13 protein-coding genes are annotated in these 16170 nt (G+C 60.6%); 4 read left to right on the forward strand and 9 right to left on the reverse strand.

Features of this window, described 5'->3' with window-relative positions; all coding sequences use genetic code 11:
• Positions 1-10: 10 nt before the first annotated feature.
• On the forward strand, positions 11-1630 hold the full coding sequence (locus tag INR99_RS14305) for a methyl-accepting chemotaxis protein (protein WP_194117051.1): 1620 nt from the start codon (positions 11-13) through the stop codon (positions 1628-1630).
• 52 nt (positions 1631-1682) lie between these two features.
• On the opposite strand, the gene INR99_RS14310 is transcribed toward INR99_RS14305, so the two are convergent.
• Positions 1683-2798: an AI-2E family transporter gene (locus INR99_RS14310; protein WP_194117052.1), complete on the reverse strand. Its 1116-nt coding sequence runs from the start codon at positions 2796-2798 to the stop codon at positions 1683-1685.
• Positions 2799-2899: 101 nt separating this feature from the next.
• Positions 2900-3202 (reverse strand): hypothetical protein, encoded by a 303-nt coding sequence (locus tag INR99_RS14315; protein WP_194117053.1) that lies wholly within the window; start codon positions 3200-3202, stop codon positions 2900-2902.
• Positions 3203-3369: 167 nt separating this feature from the next.
• Between INR99_RS14315 and glmS the strand changes: the two genes are divergently transcribed.
• Positions 3370-5190 (forward strand): glutamine--fructose-6-phosphate transaminase (isomerizing), encoded by a 1821-nt coding sequence (glmS, locus tag INR99_RS14320; RefSeq protein ID WP_194117054.1) that lies wholly within the window; start codon positions 3370-3372, stop codon positions 5188-5190.
• Between the two features lie 49 nt (positions 5191-5239).
• Here the strand turns inward: glmS and katG are convergent, their stop codons facing one another.
• Positions 5240-7450, reverse strand: coding sequence for a catalase/peroxidase HPI (katG, locus tag INR99_RS14325; RefSeq protein ID WP_194117055.1), 2211 nt, complete (start codon positions 7448-7450; stop codon positions 5240-5242).
• An 805-nt stretch (positions 7451-8255) separates the two neighbouring features.
• On the opposite strand from katG, the gene INR99_RS14330 reads away from it, so the two are divergent.
• Positions 8256-10190, forward strand: coding sequence for a glycosyl hydrolase family 18 protein (locus INR99_RS14330; protein WP_228098345.1), 1935 nt, complete (start codon positions 8256-8258; stop codon positions 10188-10190).
• Positions 10191-10383: 193 nt separating this feature from the next.
• On the opposite strand, the gene INR99_RS14335 is transcribed toward INR99_RS14330, so the two are convergent.
• The 5 genes from INR99_RS14335 to INR99_RS14355 form a co-directional block, all read right to left on the reverse strand.
• A complete protein-coding gene (locus tag INR99_RS14335) occupies positions 10384-11169 on the reverse strand; it encodes an ABC-2 family transporter protein (protein ID WP_194117056.1) in 786 nt (261 codons plus the stop codon).
• 2 nt (positions 11170-11171) lie between these two features.
• Positions 11172-11525, reverse strand: a complete 354-nt coding sequence (locus INR99_RS14340) for a hypothetical protein (protein WP_194117057.1) — start codon at positions 11523-11525, stop codon at positions 11172-11174.
• Between the two features lie 62 nt (positions 11526-11587).
• Positions 11588-12022, reverse strand: coding sequence for a GNAT family N-acetyltransferase (locus tag INR99_RS14345; RefSeq protein WP_194117058.1), 435 nt, complete (start codon positions 12020-12022; stop codon positions 11588-11590).
• A gap of 2 nt (positions 12023-12024) precedes the next feature.
• Complete coding sequence (locus INR99_RS14350) at positions 12025-12807, reverse strand: ABC transporter permease (RefSeq protein WP_194117059.1); 783 nt, start codon at positions 12805-12807, stop codon at positions 12025-12027.
• Positions 12804-13811 carry an ABC transporter ATP-binding protein gene (locus INR99_RS14355; protein ID WP_194117060.1) on the reverse strand — a complete coding sequence of 336 codons (1008 nt, stop codon included), beginning with the start codon at positions 13809-13811 and terminating at the stop codon, positions 12804-12806. The genes INR99_RS14350 and INR99_RS14355 overlap by 4 nt, the downstream gene beginning before the upstream one ends.
• 110 nt (positions 13812-13921) lie before the next feature.
• Between INR99_RS14355 and INR99_RS14360 the strand changes: the two genes are divergently transcribed.
• Positions 13922-14782 carry a helix-turn-helix transcriptional regulator gene (locus tag INR99_RS14360; RefSeq protein WP_194117061.1) on the forward strand — a complete coding sequence of 287 codons (861 nt, stop codon included), beginning with the start codon at positions 13922-13924 and terminating at the stop codon, positions 14780-14782.
• Positions 14783-14854: 72 nt separating this feature from the next.
• Here INR99_RS14360 and INR99_RS14365 read toward each other — a convergent pair whose 3' ends face one another.
• Entirely contained in the window at positions 14855-16144 is a 1290-nt protein-coding gene (locus INR99_RS14365; protein WP_194117062.1) for an NAD(P)/FAD-dependent oxidoreductase, read from the reverse strand.
• Positions 16145-16170: the final 26 nt, after the last annotated feature.

Here is a 16170-nt window from a genome sequence, read left to right on the forward strand (position 1 = left end):
GGAGCAGGACATGACGTTACGTCAGAAAGCGTGGGCACTCACCGGCCTGGTGTTCTTGGCATTGATTGGGGTAATGCTGATCGGGCTGTGGGTCATGCGTGACGCCAGCGATCAGGATAATCGCGCCCGCATCAAGCAGCTGATGAGCAGTACCTATCTGGGCATTGTCCAGCTGGAAGAAATGGCCGCGGCTGGCAAGTTGCCAGAAGACCAGGCCAAGGCCATCGCAACCCAGATTCTGCGGGAAAACAAGTACCACAAGAGCGAATACGTTTATGTGGTGGACGATAAACTGAACTTTGTCGCAACACCGCTGGATCCCCAGCTGCACGGCACGTCCTTCAATGACTTCAAGGATGCACAAGGCAAAAGCGTGGGCGCCATTGCTTTGGAGGCACTGAAAAAGTCGGGCGGAGCCATGACCGAGTACGAATGGAACTCCAAGCGTGATGGTCAGGTCGTCGATCTGCTTTCCGTCGCCCAGAAGACGCCGCGCTGGGGCTGGATTGTCGGCAATGGCATCAGCATGGCCGAAGCCGATGCCCGCTTCTGGAGCAATGCGCGCTGGCAGGTACTGATCTGCCTGGCCGTAGCGGCAGTGGTCGGTGTACTGCTGGTTGGTGCGGTGCATAGCATTCTGAAAAATCTGGGCGGCGAACCGGATGAAGTGCGCAGACTGGTTCTGCAAGTTGCGGACGGCAATCTGCAAACTACGGAAGCGCTCAAGAGCGGCGATCCGAACAGCATCTATGGCTCGGTACTGCGAATGCGCGAATCACTGCGCACCGTACTCACACAGTTGGCCAGTGCGGTACAAACGCTGCACAACACCAGCAATGACATTGTCAACAGCGCACAGAGCAGCAACCATCTGATCGAAGCACAAAGCGACGCAGCCAACCGGATTGCCCGGACTGCCGAACATTTTGCCGAGCAGACCCAGATGGGGGCCGAACAGGCTCAGACCGCCCGCTCGCAGAGCGAGTCGGCCACCGGCATTTCTGCCCAAGGACAGACCGTCATTACGTCTGCTGTGAAACGGCTAACCGAAACAGAACAGGCTGTCGGCGAAACGCAGAACGGCATCGATGAACTGGCTCAGCGTGTCACCAGTATTTCTGCGGTCATTGCCGTGATCCGCGATGTTGCTGACCAGACCAATCTGCTGGCACTCAATGCCGCCATCGAAGCAGCCCGCGCCGGTGAACAGGGACGCGGCTTTGCGGTGGTGGCCGACGAAGTTCGCAAACTGGCCGAGCGCACCAGTACTGCCACCCAGGAAATCGGCCAGACCATCAATGCCGTGCAGAACAGCAGCCAGAATGCCAAATCACGCATGGATGAAATGGTGACCCAGCTGAAAGAAGCCATTCGCCAAGCCAAGGAAGGGGGCGAGGCCGTGAAGGCCATCCGCCATGAAACGGAAGCAACCGCACACGTCGTCGGGGAAATCGGGCAGGCATTGAGCGCCCAGGTGGAAGCGGCTCACACCATCCGCAATGATGTCGACGAGGTAGCCCGCTCCTCCAGCGGCACGCTGGCAGCGGCACAGGGAACCGTCAGTGCGGCACGCTCGATCAAGGGAGTATCCGAGCAACTGGAAACTCTGGTGAAACGCTTTAAGATCTGATTTATCACACAACAAAAAACCCCGGCTTGCCGGGGTTTTTTGCCCCTGAGGTTTACTTTTCCGCCTCGTCACCAGCCTCGGGGACCTTCAGCATGGTCGCGCCAGCCGGGATCGGGTCTGTAATCCCGTCGAACAACCAGCCCTTGGTTAGCGCATAGAACACCGCCAGCATGGTTGGCCCCAGAAAGACCCCGAGCACGCCCATCGATGCTGCGCCCCCCAGGACACCGAACATGATCAGCACAAACGGCAGATCGCTGTTTTTGCCAATCAGCAATGGCTTGACCACATTGTCGGCACTGCCAACGAGCCCCACCATCCAGACCGCGATAAAGATGGCCCAGCCACTGGAACCATTGTGGTACATCCATGCTGCCACCGGTAACCCCAGCAAGGAGGGTCCACCTGGCAAAACAGACAGGAAGCAGCTGGCAAAGCCGAATGTGGCCGCATTGGGCACCCCGGCGATCAGATAGCCAACATAGGCTAGCGCCCCCTGTACCAGCGCGGTACCGACAAAGCCATTCACCACACCGCGAATCGATGAACCGGCAATCCCCAGCAACTCATCGCCACGCGTGCCTGCAATCTTGACCATCAGCGCACGCAACCACCGCAGGACATGCTCGCCTTCAAGATAGAAAACCAGCGCAATCAGCAGGCTGAGTGTCAGTTCAAGCACGCCACGCCCCAGCGCAGCCAGCAGGCTCAGCAAAAAGGACGCGACAGGGGATGCGTACTCCTTCACCTTGGCCATCAACTCCGGATCGCCCTGCCCCAGCAACTGCCAGTGGCGCTGGATTGGCTGGCCGACCCACGGCAGATTAGCCAGCCAGTTCGGGAGCTCAGGCCAGCCATGCGAGAAGGCATCCCGCAAGCGAACCACCAGCGCACCGGCCTGCTCGACAAACTGGCTACCACCGATGACCAGAGGCATCAGCAGCAAACAGGACAGCGCCAATAACATCAGCAAACCGGCAATCAATCCGTTCCCACGGCAGTACCCGCGCAGCAAAACAAATGGTCGCCAGGTTACCAGTACCAGAATGGCTGCCCAGATAATGGCGCCAATAAATGGACGCATTACCTGCCAGGCCATCATGAAGATGGCAAGAATCGCACACAGGCCCAGAGCCGGTGTGATGAGGTCAGACGTTCTAATCCGCATGCTTTCATCCCGAGGAAAACTTTCCCGCGAGCATAGCGGAAACGGCTGACTGATGCCGCAATAAAACCTTTTGCGCAGACTTGCCGCAACACGGTCCGTACTTAGTGGGTGCGATGACCGGCCAGCCGTCGCGCCCTGACGGCCATTTCACCGATTACCGATGCCACCTGGCGCCGAACAGCCAGTGACTCCACCGAACAGAAATAGCGACTCAGGATGTCGTGGGTATCGCGTACCAGCAAAAACAGGATTTCCTTCTCCAGTGGAGAAGCTACAGGCAGATAGTCATGAATTTCAGCAACGATCTGATCCGCCAGCTCATCTGGCTGGCGCGCCTCCGCCGTCAGAATACGGTCAAACAGGCGAATACCGATCACTCCCATACCGAGCAACTGCAGCGACATGATCCTCTCCTGTATTCCGATATTACCAATCTAGAAAGCGCAGGCTCATCCGCCATCACCGTCCGTCGAGTGGCGTGGGGCAATGCCTTAGGGGGGATGATTTATCGCACTGCAACATAAGAGCACGTATAAATCAGGAATAACCACCAGAATGGAGATACCCTGTCATGTGCGGAATTGTTGGCGTACTGTCCAACCGGAATGTCGTACCGATGCTACTGACCGGACTGGAACTGCTGGAATACCGTGGGTATGACTCAAGCGGGATCGGCCTGCTGGACGAGCATGGCCTCAAGCGTATCCGCGTCAAGGGCCGGGTAGCCGAACTGGCGCAGGCCAGCCGTGATGCCAGCGCCCAGATCGGTATTGCCCATACCCGCTGGGCCACGCACGGTGAACCCAGCGAAGCCAATGCCCACCCGCATCTGGGCGGCAGCAGCGTGCTGGTCGTACATAACGGCATCATCGAGAATCACGCTCTTCTAAGAGCCCAGCTGACGGCCGAAGGCTACCAGTTCAGCTCCCAAACCGACACCGAGGTCGTCGCACACCTCATTGACGCCGAAATGCAGCGCGGCCACGACCTCTTTGCGGCCGTCTTCGCCACCGTGCGCCAGCTCGAAGGTGCCTTCGCGCTGGGCATCGCCAGCTCCAAGGCCCCTGATACGCTGATCTGCGTGCGCCGCGGTAGCCCACTGGTACTGGGCAGCGGCTTTCAGGAGCATTTCTTCGCTTCGGATATCGCCGCCCTGTTGCCCTTTACCCAACGAATCAGCTACCTAGAGGAAAACGATATCGCAGTACTGAACCGTGATGGCATAAGGGTTTTCAATGGAGATGGCCACCCTGTCGAGCGTCCCAGCCGTACACTGGATATCAGCCCTGAGTCGACCGAATTGGGCCATTACCGCCATTACATGCAGAAAGAAATTGCAGAGCAGCCAGCGGCACTGGCCAGCACGCTTGAGCGGGCGCTGCAGCTGGGCTTCCAGCCCGGACTATTCGGCCCGCAGGCCGAAGCGATATTCGCGTCGGTTACGCACATCCGCATTCTGGCCTGCGGTTCGAGCTATCACGCCGGACTGGTTGCCAAATACTGGATCGAAGAAATGACCGAATTGCCAGTCAGCGTCGACATCGCCAGTGAATACCGCTATCGCCTGGCCCGCGAACCAGCCAATACCCTGATCGTCGCCATCTCGCAATCTGGTGAAACGGCCGATCTGCTGGCCGCAGTCAGGGCATCACGCGAACGCGGCAATGTTGCCGTATTGGCCATCTGCAACGTGCCGCACTCCTCACTAACCCGCGAAGCCGAACTGGTGGCGCTCACCTACGCCGGCATTGAAATCGGCGTTGCCTCGACCAAGGCCTTCACCACCCAGCTGGGGTTGCTCTTTACACTCGCCGCAACGCTGGCACAACAGCAGCTGAGCGCCCCCCCAGAGAAGATGGCAGAGTATCGCCACCAGGCTCTGGTCCTACCGAAGCTTTGCGCAGATACCCTAGCCATGGAGCAAGAACTGGCGCAGTGGGCGCATGAACTCAGCCATGCCGGGAATGCCCTCTTTCTGGGACGGCACCAGCTATATCCGATCGCACTGGAAGGCGCGCTCAAGCTCAAGGAAATTGCCTACATCCATGCCGAAGGCTACGCCGCAGGGGAGCTGAAACACGGGCCACTTGCCCTGGTGGATGAACACATGCCGGTGATCGTCTGCATGCGCAATGACCGCCTTGCCGACAAGGTGCTGAGTAATTTGCGTGAGGTTGAGGCTCGGGGCGGCCAAATCTATCTGCTCGGGGAAGCCGGTTGTGCAGCCCAGGCCCCGTTTGCCCACCGCAGTCTTGAGCTGCCCGCCTGCGGCGAGCTTGCTCCCATCCTGATGACCATTCCGTTACAGTTGCTGGCCTATCACACGGCCTGCCGCAAAGGCACGGATGTCGACAAACCGCGCAACCTCGCCAAAAGCGTCACGGTCGAATGAAAATCCGCCACCTGAAAAGGTGGCGGATTTTACAGGGATGCCATCGAACTCACTGCAGATCGAAGCGATCGAGATTCATCACCTTGCTCCACGTGCTAACAAAATCGCGGACAAACTTGCTCTCTGCTCCAGCCTGCGCGTAGACCTCGGCCAGTGCGCGCAGTTGTGAATTCGAGCCGAAGACCAGGTCGACGCGTGTTCCCGTCCATTTGACACCCCCCGTCTTCCGATCACGCCCTTCGAAAATGGCCGCACTGTCGTCCACGGCCTGCCAGACAATCCCCATGTCGAGCAGATTCACGAAGAAGTCATTACTCAGCTCCTGCGGACGGTCGGTGAATACGCCATGAGGCAAACCGCCTGCATTGACGCCCAGCACCCGCAGACCACCAACCAGAACAGTCAGTTCGGGAGCGGACAGATTCAGCAGTTGCGCCTTGTCGATCAGCAACTCCTCGGCAGGGACACGATAGGCCTGCTTCTGGAAATTGCGAAAGCCATCGGCCTGCGGCTCGAGCGGTGCGAATGAAGCCGCGTCGGTTTGCTCCTGCGTGGCGTCGGTGCGCCCCGGCGCGAATGGCACGATGAGATCGTGTCCAGCCTTTTTCGCCGCAAACTCGACTGCCGCGCAGCCTGCCAACACGATCAGGTCAGCGAGCGAGACCTTCTTGCCCCCACCCTGCGCGCCATTGAATGCACTCTGGATGCCTTCCAGCACGCCAAGCACGCGAGCGAGCTGCGCGGGCTGGTTCACTTCCCAGTCTTTCTGCGGCGCAAGGCGGATGCGTGCACCGTTGGCGCCGCCACGCTTGTCCGAACCACGGAAGGTCGATGCCGACGCCCACGCGGTCGAGACGAGTTCGGCCACCAACAGGCCTGACGCCAGCACTTTTTCCTTGAGGGCAGCAATATCGGCGGCGTCGATCAGCGGGTGATCGACTGCCGGGACCGGGTCCTGCCAGATCAGGTCTTCCGCGGGCACTTCCGGGCCGAGGTAGAGTGCCTTCGGGCCCATGTCGCGGTGCGTGAGCTTGAACCAGGCACGGGCAAAGGCGTCGGCAAAGACCACCGGATCCTGGTGGAAGCGCCGTGCAATCGGCTCGTAAATCGGATCGAAGCGCAGGCTGAGGTCGGCGGTAGTCATCATCGGCGGGTGTTTTTTCGCCGGATCGTGCGCATCCGGAATCAAATGCTCGGGCTTGCAGTTCTTGGCCACCCACTGCTTCGCACCGGCAGGGCTGCGGGTCAGCTCCCATTCATAGCCGAACAGCATGTCGAAATAGCCGTTATCCCAGGTCGTCGGGTTGGGTTTCCATGCTCCTTCGATGCCGCTGGTGGTGGTATCGCCCCCCTTGCCCGTGCCAAAGCGGTTGATCCAGCCCAGGCCCTGGGCTTCGAGCGGGGCGGCCTCCGGCTCGGGACCGACAAGTGCCGGATCCCCCGCGCCGTGCGCCTTGCCAAACGTATGCCCGCCGGCGACCAGCGCGACCGTTTCTTCGTCGTTCATTGCCATGCGGGCGAAGGTTTCGCGCACGTCACGGCCGGAAGCCACCGGATCCGGGTTGCCGTCCGGGCCTTCCGGGTTCACGTAAATCAGCCCCATCTGCACGGCGGCGAGCGGGTTTTCGAGCTGACCCTCACCGCTGTAGCGGCTGTTTTCCTTGTCACTGGTCGCCAGCCATTCCTTTTCCGCACCCCAGTAGATGTCTTCTTCCGGTTGCCAGATATCGGCCCGGCCACCACCGAAGCCGAAGGTCTTGAACCCCATCGACTCGAGCGCGACATTGCCGGCCAGAATCATCAGATCGGCCCAGGAAATCGCGTTGCCGTATTTCTGCTTGATCGGCCACAACAGCCGCCGCGCCTTGTCGAGATTGCCGTTGTCCGGCCAGCTGTTCACCGGAGCGAAGCGCTGGTTGCCGGTACCGGCGCCGCCACGGCCGTCCGCAGTGCGGTAGGTGCCGGCACTATGCCAGGCCATGCGGATGAAAAGACCGCCGTAGTGGCCCCAGTCGGCCGGCCACCAGTCCTGCGAATCGGTCATCAGCGCGTTCAGGTCGGCCTTCAGCGCGGCGTAGTCGAGCTGCTTGAACGCTTCGGCATAGTTGAAATCGGCATCCATCGGGCTGGATGCCGGAGCATGCTGGTGCAGGATATTCAGGTTCAGCTGCTTGGGCCACCAGTCCCGGTTGGATTGTGCGCCCAGGGTCGTTCGAGCATGCAGGGCGGTGTGGAAGGGGCATTTGCTTGCGTTGCTCATGGCAGTCTCCTTGGCCAAGTAATCAAGTGGATACCCAAGCAGCGTAGCCAGTCAAAGAATGCTTGGCTAAGGAACAATTCCAATTCCATTAATTGACAAAGACTATCGCAATTCGTCAAGCAATTTCATATTTCAATATTCGCAGCGCGGGGCGCCAGCGAGACTACACCTCACTGCAAGAGCCACAAGTCCATGCTCATGTGAGCTGTGTTGCACAGCGGTTGCACTTCCTGACAAACGGTAGTCCGGAAAAATCGACTACAAGCGTACATAGCGGCCCGACCATTGAATGGTATTTTCAGAATTCAGCTTTACTACCTCTAACAAGAACAAACACCCCAGTGCTCAAGCGTACAAGGCGCAATCAGCCAGATAGCTGCAAAAACTGATCCCCACTCGGAGCAACCCAAACACACCAAAAACCACTTTCCTGATGCCAACAGCAAGAATTAAAGATGTCGCGCCGCGACCGCCAGCGCAAACCGGGGTCAGGTCTCTACCTTAGGCCGAAAGCACTACAAAACCAGTTCCCCCGAGATTGACAGCAATCCTTACGCATGAAAAATTGACGGGGTCATGAGTGACAAACGTGAAACGAAACGGCCTGACTGCAGCCACAACAACAATGAATGCGCAATTACCCATTGCACACACGGCCCGATAAATAACAAAGCAAGACAACCATTCGTTCATGGCCACTTCATCGGCAACACACCGTTGGCGAACACTAGCGGTGTGAGCGAGCCTCCCTCAAAGGTGGGGCTTGTTTCCTAACAGGATGAGAGGATATTCAACGATGATGAAGATGTTCCGTCTGGCTGCACTGCCGGCAGCCATGCTTGTTTCCTACGCACATGCCTATCCGCAATGGGTCGAAGGCAATACCTATAACGCAGGCACTTACGTGACCTATCTGGGTACCGACTATCAGGCTCTGGTGACTCACACCGCCTATGTCGGCACCGGCTGGAATCCGAAAGACTCGCCGACGCTGTGGAAATCGGTTGGCACTTCGACAGCCACCCCGACTCCGACCGCTACCCCGACCCCGACCGCTACACCGACTCCGACAGCCACCCCGACACCGACTGCGACCCCAACTCCAAGCACCGGTTGCTATCAGGGCTGGAACAGTGCGACCGCCTATGCAGGAGGCGCCCAAGTCACCTTCAACGGCCGCAACTATCAGGCCAAATGGTGGACTCAAGGTGACGATCCAAGCAAATCTGGCGAATGGGGCGTATGGAAAGATCTAGGTGCCTGCGGCGGCACCCCGACAATCGCCCCCACCCCCATTGACGATTGCAAGTATCTGCAACAGTTCAACCCGAATGTTTGCGGCACTCCGACGCCGACTGCTACTCCGACGCCGACTGCTACTCCGACGCCGACTGCTACTCCGACGCCGACTGCTACTCCGACGCCGACTGCCCCCCCGACTCCGACTGCTACTCCGACCCCGACTCCGGTAACTGGCGATTCCGCAGCAGCCCCGACTTCCAAGCAAGTCGGCTCCTACTTTGCCCAGTGGGGTGTTTACGGCCGTGACTACCAGGTAGCCGACATCGTCAGCAGCGGCTCTGCCGACAAGCTCACCTTCATCAACTACGCCTTCGGCAACATCTACGCCAAGAACGGTGGTTATGAATGCGGCATCGTGAACAAGGCCGAAAGCGGCGATGGCACCGGTGGTGACGCCTGGGCTGACTTCGGTCTGACGGCCAAGCGCCGCGTTGATCCGTCCGACACCATCAAGTGGGACGACAAGCTGGCCGGCAACTTCCGCGAACTGAAGGCGCTGAAGGCCAAGTATCCGAATATCAAGGTCTTTATCTCGCTCGGCGGCTGGTCGTGGTCCAAGTACTTCTCGGCGGCGTCGGCAACCGACGCACTGCGCAAGCAACTGGTGGCTTCGTGTATCGACACCTACATCAAGGGTAACCTGCCGGTGATCGATGGCCGCGGTGGCGCTGGCGCTGCTGCCGGCATCTTCGACGGTATCGACATCGACTGGGAATTCGTAGGCGTTCAGGGTATCGGCTACAACACCGTTGATCCGGTCAACGACAAGGCCAACCACGTTGCGCTGATGCAGGAATTCCGCAAGCAGCTCGACGCGCTCTCCGCCTCGACCGGCAAGCCCTACCTGCTGACCGAAGCCATTGGTGTCGGCTACGACAAGATCGCCGCGACCGACCCGGCCGCCTACATCAAGACGCTGAACTGGCTGAACCTGATGTCCTACGACTATCAAGGCGGCTGGGATGCCAAGGGCCCGACCGATCACCAGGCCAATCTGTATGACGATCCGGCCAGCCCGCGTTACGGCAAGGCAGGTTATGTCAGCACTGATGGTGCCGTGAAGGCTCTGGTAGCTGCTGGCGTACCGAAGAACAAGATGGTAGTCGGCATTCCGTTCTACGGCCGCGGCTGGACTGGCGTTGCCAATGCCAACAACGGTCTGTACCAGGTAGCCACCGATGCGGCAACAGGCTCCTACGAGAAGGGCATCGAAGACTACAAGGTCATCAAAAACCGCGCCGGTACTGTTTACTACCAGGGCGGCCAGTCCTACAAGTATGACGGCAGCACCTTCTGGACTTACGACACCCCGCAAACCATCGCGACCAAGGTGAAGTATGTGAAGGACAACGGCATGGCCGGGGTGATGAGCTGGGAACTCAGCGGCGACACCACCACTGGCGAGCTGATGACCGAAATGGGCAAGGTCAAGCAGTAACCAACTCCCACTGCAAGACCAATGCAAACCCTCCCGGAAACGGGAGGGTTTTTTCATTCACGGCTCGCCCAGAAAGACCCAGAACTCACGCGGGCAAGCACATGACCTTGCCGAAACGGGAGCCACTCACAAGATACTCATGGATGGATATTTACAAAGTCATTGCTATGGTTAGCGTACACGGCCATACCCGTTAACCACCTGCTCCCGCATAGCGCCGCATCCCTGCCCGCCACAGCCACATCAAGAGCAGCACGCTGCCACCGGCGATCAGCGTCATCACCCCGAGCACCGGCAGCAGTGGCTGGCCTTTCAGCAGCACCTGACACGGCCACCAGACGATGCCGGACAGCGGCAGCAGCATGAAGGCACCGCGCGCGATGCGCGGGAATAGTTCGAAGGGGTAGCGCGACATGTCGGTCAACTTGCCCACGGTGTGAAACACCGGGAAGTACTCGCCGAGAAAGAAGCAGCTGGCAATCGCCATCTGGTTGATCGCGTTCAGGACGATGGCCGCCAGGGGCAGCAATAGCGCCATTTGCAGCACGAAGGCGACATCGAACACGCCCGGCAGGTTGGCCAGCGCAAAGCCGCAGAAGGAAAGCCCCGTCGCCGCCACCACCAGCCCCTGTGGGTGGAAGCGCTCCAGCACCAGCATCTGCAGCGGGTGCACCGGCCGCAGGTAGTAGCGGATGAAGTTGCCGTTCTTCAGCCAGGCTTCCAGCATGTACATCGCATTGCAGCAGCTGCTTTCGAACACGTAGGCGAGGAACATGAAGCCCTGCATGAACAGCAGCTCGTAGCGTGAATAGCCGGCAATGCTGCCGCCTTGCCCCAGCATCAGGTACAGCGTCGCGCCGCTGGCGAGCGAAGTAAAAAACATGCCGGCGATGATCAGGCCGAAGTCCGCGCGGTTTTCCAGCTTGATCTTGCAATCGGCCAGGGCCATGCGCCACCAGGCGCTGAGAAAGGGGGTCATGCTCAGTCCGCCACCTTTTCCCAGATTTCGTGCTCCACCTGCACGCCATTCTCGGTGCGCTTGTTGTGCCACAGGCCGTCGATGAATTCGTAGCGGAAGGTGTATTGCTGGCCTTCCGGTACCGGCCAGGTGGTCATGGCCGGGGTTTCGACGTAGTCGGCTTCATCGAAGCGGTAACTGCCGCTGGCGGCAGAGTAGAACTTGCCATCCTGCAGTGTGAGGAAGCTGAAGCCCTGCTGCGAGATCACCTTGCGCGATTGCAGGCGGCTCATGTCGTACGGGGTGACCGGCTGGCCGTGCTCGCCGAATTCGCCGCTGCGCAGTTGCCAGGTGCCGAGGAAGGGATTGCTGCTCATTACATTACTCCTGAGTGTATAAGGCGCTAGCCATTTTCAGTGTTGACCTGTGAGGCAATACCTCAAGGCTCCTTGGTGAAGTCGAGTGCATCGGGGTTGCTGCGTACCATAAAGCGCTCCGGCGTAGGGTAGGTGGCAAAGCCCAGCGAGTGGTAGACCGCCGGCGTGCCGGTGAGCAGGTAGCAGTTCACTACACCGGCAATGCGCGGGTGCGCCAGCAGCGCGGCAATCATGCGCCGTGCAAGCCCCTGCCCACGCTGCGCTTTGGCGACATACACGTCGGCCAGATAGGCAAAACGCACCGTGTCGCTGAGCACGCGCGCGTAGCCGACCTGCTCGCCGCCGAGAAACGCGGCGATGACGACGGTCGAGGCCTGCGCGCCCTGCTCGACATGGGCGCGCGTGATGCCCGGCGACCAGTAGCTGCCGGCCAGCCAGCCGGTGACACGCTCCCAGTCGACGCGCGCCAAGTCAAAGGAGAATTCGACATCGTTCATCATCAGGCTCCAAACACCACCAACTTGCGCTGCACCTGCTGGCTGGCCAGATGGGCAAACAGCATGAAGGCCAGCGCCCAGCTCGCCTGAATCAGCAGTGATTCGAGTCCGTGCAGCTGGCCGGTGAGGTAGGCAACCGGGGTATTAAAGAAGTGCGCGAAGGGCAGCACGTGCAGCAGTGTTTGAGCCGTTGGCGGGAAGAAGGCCAGCGGAATCAGCGCGCCGCCGAGGAACTGCACCACAGCATCCTTGCTGGCGATGATGCCCCACAGGTCGGTGGCCAGAAATCCGGCCAGCCCGACGATAAAGGCTAGGCAATACAGCAGCACGAAGCTGCAGGCCAGCGACGCCAGCGCCAGCGGCCAGCTGGACGGCGCCAGATTCAGTCCTGCCCACCACAAAAACAGCGCAAAAGCTGGCAGCATGTACAGCGCCTTGGCTGCCACCGCCCCCAGCGCCATCGCACCGTGGCGCAGAGCCAGATTCATCGGCTGGGTGAGCTGGCTGGCGACTTCGCCGGAACGAATCTCGCGCGCCAGCCGCCAGTCAGCCGGCGTGGTGATGATGGCGAACAGCGTCTGCGCGGTGGCGACGTGCGTCAGCGCGGTGGCGAAATCCAGCCCGGCGCGGCTCGGGTCGTTCAGATACAGCCCGCGCCACAGCCAGTACAGCAGCCACATGCCCAGCAGATAGCCGACGCAGATGATCAGCCGGCCCTTGCGGTCGGTGGCGGTGACGCGGCCATTGGCCAGCGCCAACTGATAGCAGGCGCGCAGCGTGCTCATGCGGCCTCCCGCGCGCCGACCTTGCCTGCCAGATAGAAGCCGTGCAGCAGGTCTTCCAGGCTTTGCTCGACCGGCTTGATGTCGTGAATGGCAAACGGAGCGAGCAGCTGCAGCAGCTCGGGCAGCGGCAGGCGCTCGTCGCGCGCCACTTCCAGCCAGTCGCCGTTGTGGCGCACCGCCAGCCCGGCGGGATGACCAGCCAGCAGTGCCTGTGCGGCGTCGCGGTCGCCGCCCAGTTTTGCCGCCCACCAGTGGCCGTCGCCGGCGCTCTGGCGAAAGTGCGCGAGGCTACCGTCGAACTTGAGCTGGCCGTGGTCGATCAGCAAGAGGCGCTGGCTGAGTTTTTCAATGTCGCCAACGTCGTGCGAGGTGATCAGCACCGTCGTTCCGGCATCGCGGTTGATCTGGCGGATCAGCTCGCGCATGCGCGCCTTCATTTCCAGATCGAGGCCAATCGTTGGCTCGTCCAGAAACACGACTTCCGGTGCATGCAGAAAACTGGCGGCGATTTCGCACAGCATGCGCTGGCCGAGGCTCAGCGTGCGCACCGGGCGCAGCCAGAATTCATCCAGCCCGCCCTCGCGGCGGAACAGGTTCAATTGCTGCTGGTAAGTGGCTTCCGGAACCGCAAACAGCGCCTGCAGGATGCGGAAGGAATCCTGCACCGGCAAATCCCACCACAGCTGGCTGCGCTGGCCGAAGACCACGCCAATGTGCTTGACGTATGCGCGCCTATCCCTTTGCGGGTCGAAGCCAGCGACCGATACCCTGCCTGAGCTGGGTGCGAGAATGCCGGTGAGCATCTTGATGGTGGTCGACTTGCCCGCGCCGTTCGGCCCGACCAGCGCCACGCATTCGCCGCGCGCGATGCCGAAGCTCACATCACGCACCGAATGCGTTTCGCTCCACTTTGGCCGTATAAGGCGCGCAAAGCGCTCCCCCCAGCTCTGGCCCGGCAAAGGGCTGCGGTAGACACGGTTCAGTGCTTCAGCCTGGATCAGCATCATTCATTACCAAACAAGAAAGACAAATGACAATGTAATCCACTTGCTTGCGCCAGCGGAATGTCGGATTCTGACCAGCGATTTGTCCGGATCTCTCGCGGTTTGCAACAATGGCAACGATTTACTACGAACGCTTCGATGTCGAGGAAGGTGGCCGACTGGTCGGCGCCCACGTCTATCACAAGGCCTCCTGCCCGCCGATGCGCTCGCGCGGCATTTTCATGTGCGGTGTTGCCGCCCCGACCGGCCTGTGCGAGATCGAACGGATCGACGCACCGTTTCACGTCCTGCTCTTTATTCTGGACGGCTCGGCCGAGCTGTTCGAGGGCGAGGCCGTCTGGCAAGTCGGACCGGGGCAGTTCGGCGTGCTGCCGCGCGGCGGACAGCGCGGCTTTCGCCGCGTCGGCGAGGCAGCGCTACCGCACGTGTGGTTTCTGCTGCGCGACGATCCGCGCTGGGACTTCATGGATCGTTCGACCCCGTGGATCGGCAATAGCCAGGACGGCGCACTGCTGTGGGACGCGGTATCGCTTTTCCAGCGCGAAGCCTGCCGACAGAACGCCGGTGAAAGTGATGCACTGGTCATTCCGGCGCTGGATCTGGTCAGCCAGCTACTGGAACGGACGCTGGGGGTATTCCGGCCGCAGGAAGGCTGGGCAGCGCGACTGCAGGCCTTGTTTGATGCCATTGCCCGCGAGCCCGCAGCCGACTGGCCTGTGCCACGACTGGCCACCCTGCTGGGCGTGACTCCCTCGCACCTGCATCGGCTGTGCCGCAGCCAACTGGGGCAGCCGCCGGGGCAACTGGTTTTTGCCGCACGCATGCAGGCAGCCAAAACCCGTCTGCTGCAAGGCGAACGTGTCAGCGAGGTTGCCCACGCGGTCGGCTATCAGGAAATCGCCAGTTTCTCGCGGCGCTTTCGCGCACACTTCGGCATCAATCCGAGCGAGATGCAGCCCCGGCAGAATTGATACTCAGCCACCTATCCAGACCTATTGCTTATAAATCGGAGAACTTACGCACATACCCTACGGCAAAACGACTCAGTGCAATTTCAGTGTTGGCCGGGCGACGCCGCGCAGCTTGTCGCCAATAAACAGCAGCGCAGCCAGCACCCAGCCATGCACCGCCGCCTGATGCAGCCGATAGAGCGAGGCGTAAATCAGCTTGGCTCCGCGCCCCTGCACATAATAATCACGCTGGGGGCCCACAATGGCAGCGAGACTGCCCACTGCCGTGTGCTTGCCCAGCGAAACCATCATGCCCTGCGGTTTGAACACAAATTCACTCGGGGCACGCCCCTTCAGCCGGTCGGTCAACATGCCGGCCAGCCATTCGGCCTGCTGATGCGCGACCTGTGCGGTAGCGGGCAGCGGAGTACCACCGTCTCCATTGGGCGCACTGGCGCAATCACCCAGTGCAAAAATGTCGGGATCGGTGAGCGTCTGCAGCGCGGTTGTGACTTCGATCTGGTTCAGACGGTTGGTGTGCAGGCCGAGCGTCGTCAGCCATTGCGGCGCCTTCACCCCCGCCGCCCACACGCGGATGGCCGAAATGATGCGCCGGCCATCGCGAAGCATGAAGCCCTGGGCATCCACCTCCGCAACCTGACTGTTGCACGCCACCAGAATGCCGCGCTCGGCCAGCCGCGCCTCAGCATAGCGGGACAATGATTCCGGTGCGCTGGCCAGAATCCGCGGCGCGCCTTCGATCACGGTGATTTCCAGCTGTGCCGGGCTGAGATTGGCACCCAGATGATGCATCTCGCGAATCGTATGATCGATCTCGGCGGCCAGCTCGACCCCGGTCGGGCCGCCGCCAACGATGCCGATGCTCAGCTTGCGCACGGCGTCGCCACTGGCAGCAACGGCAAAGGATTCGTCAAGAATGCGCCGGCGCAGCGCCTCGGCATCGGCCGGGTTATTCAGGAACATGCAATGCTCGCGCGCCCCGCTCGTACCAAAATCATTCGCGATCGCGCCGACCGCCAGCACCAGTGTGTCGTAGTGCAGCGTACGCGCAGCCGCCAGTTCGCGACCGGTCCGGTCATGCACCGCTGCAATATGAATGCGCCGGGCTTCGCGATCCAGCCCATCCATCCAGCCGAACTCGAACCGATAGCCGTTATGCCAGGCATGGCCAAAGTAATTGACTTCATCCTCGCCGGTATTGAGCGCGCCAGTGGCCACCTCATGCAGCAACGGTTTCCAGATGTGGGTGGGCGAACCATCCACCAGCACGATCTCGGCCTGCCGCCCTCCCAGCTTGCGCCCCAGCCGCGTGGCCAGCTCCAACCCGCCGGCACCACCACCCACAATCACGATTCTGTGCATTGCCGCCTCCCTGTCCAGATGAAGAA

The organism is Chitinilyticum piscinae (genome assembly GCF_015223195.1).
Classification (GTDB): domain Bacteria; phylum Pseudomonadota; class Gammaproteobacteria; order Burkholderiales; family Chitinibacteraceae; genus Chitinilyticum; species Chitinilyticum piscinae.

What these genes read in the sequence shown, in the direction of transcription:
- INR99_RS14355 (WP_194117060.1), bottom strand. Translation starts at nt 13,811, where the DNA reads ATGCTGATCCAGGCTGAAGCACTGAACCGTGTCTACCGCAGCCCTTTG.
- INR99_RS14340 (WP_194117057.1), bottom strand. Translation starts at nt 11,525, where the DNA reads ATGAGCAGCAATCCCTTCCTCGGCACCTGGCAACTGCGCAGCGGCGAA.
- glmS (WP_194117054.1), top strand. Translation starts at nt 3,370, where the DNA reads ATGTGCGGAATTGTTGGCGTACTGTCCAACCGGAATGTCGTACCGATG.
- INR99_RS14310 (WP_194117052.1), bottom strand. Translation starts at nt 2,798, where the DNA reads ATGCGGATTAGAACGTCTGACCTCATCACACCGGCTCTGGGCCTGTGT.
- INR99_RS14305 (WP_194117051.1), top strand. Translation starts at nt 11, where the DNA reads ATGACGTTACGTCAGAAAGCGTGGGCACTCACCGGCCTGGTGTTCTTG.
- INR99_RS14350 (WP_194117059.1), bottom strand. Translation starts at nt 12,807, where the DNA reads ATGAGCACGCTGCGCGCCTGCTATCAGTTGGCGCTGGCCAATGGCCGC.
- katG (WP_194117055.1), bottom strand. Translation starts at nt 7,450, where the DNA reads ATGAGCAACGCAAGCAAATGCCCCTTCCACACCGCCCTGCATGCTCGA.
- INR99_RS14330 (WP_228098345.1), top strand. Translation starts at nt 8,256, where the DNA reads ATGTTCCGTCTGGCTGCACTGCCGGCAGCCATGCTTGTTTCCTACGCA.
- INR99_RS14345 (WP_194117058.1), bottom strand. Translation starts at nt 12,022, where the DNA reads ATGAACGATGTCGAATTCTCCTTTGACTTGGCGCGCGTCGACTGGGAG.
- INR99_RS14365 (WP_194117062.1), bottom strand. Translation starts at nt 16,144, where the DNA reads ATGCACAGAATCGTGATTGTGGGTGGTGGTGCCGGCGGGTTGGAGCTG.
- INR99_RS14335 (WP_194117056.1), bottom strand. Translation starts at nt 11,169, where the DNA reads ATGACCCCCTTTCTCAGCGCCTGGTGGCGCATGGCCCTGGCCGATTGC.
- INR99_RS14360 (WP_194117061.1), top strand. Translation starts at nt 13,922, where the DNA reads ATGGCAACGATTTACTACGAACGCTTCGATGTCGAGGAAGGTGGCCGA.
- INR99_RS14315 (WP_194117053.1), bottom strand. Translation starts at nt 3,202, where the DNA reads ATGTCGCTGCAGTTGCTCGGTATGGGAGTGATCGGTATTCGCCTGTTT.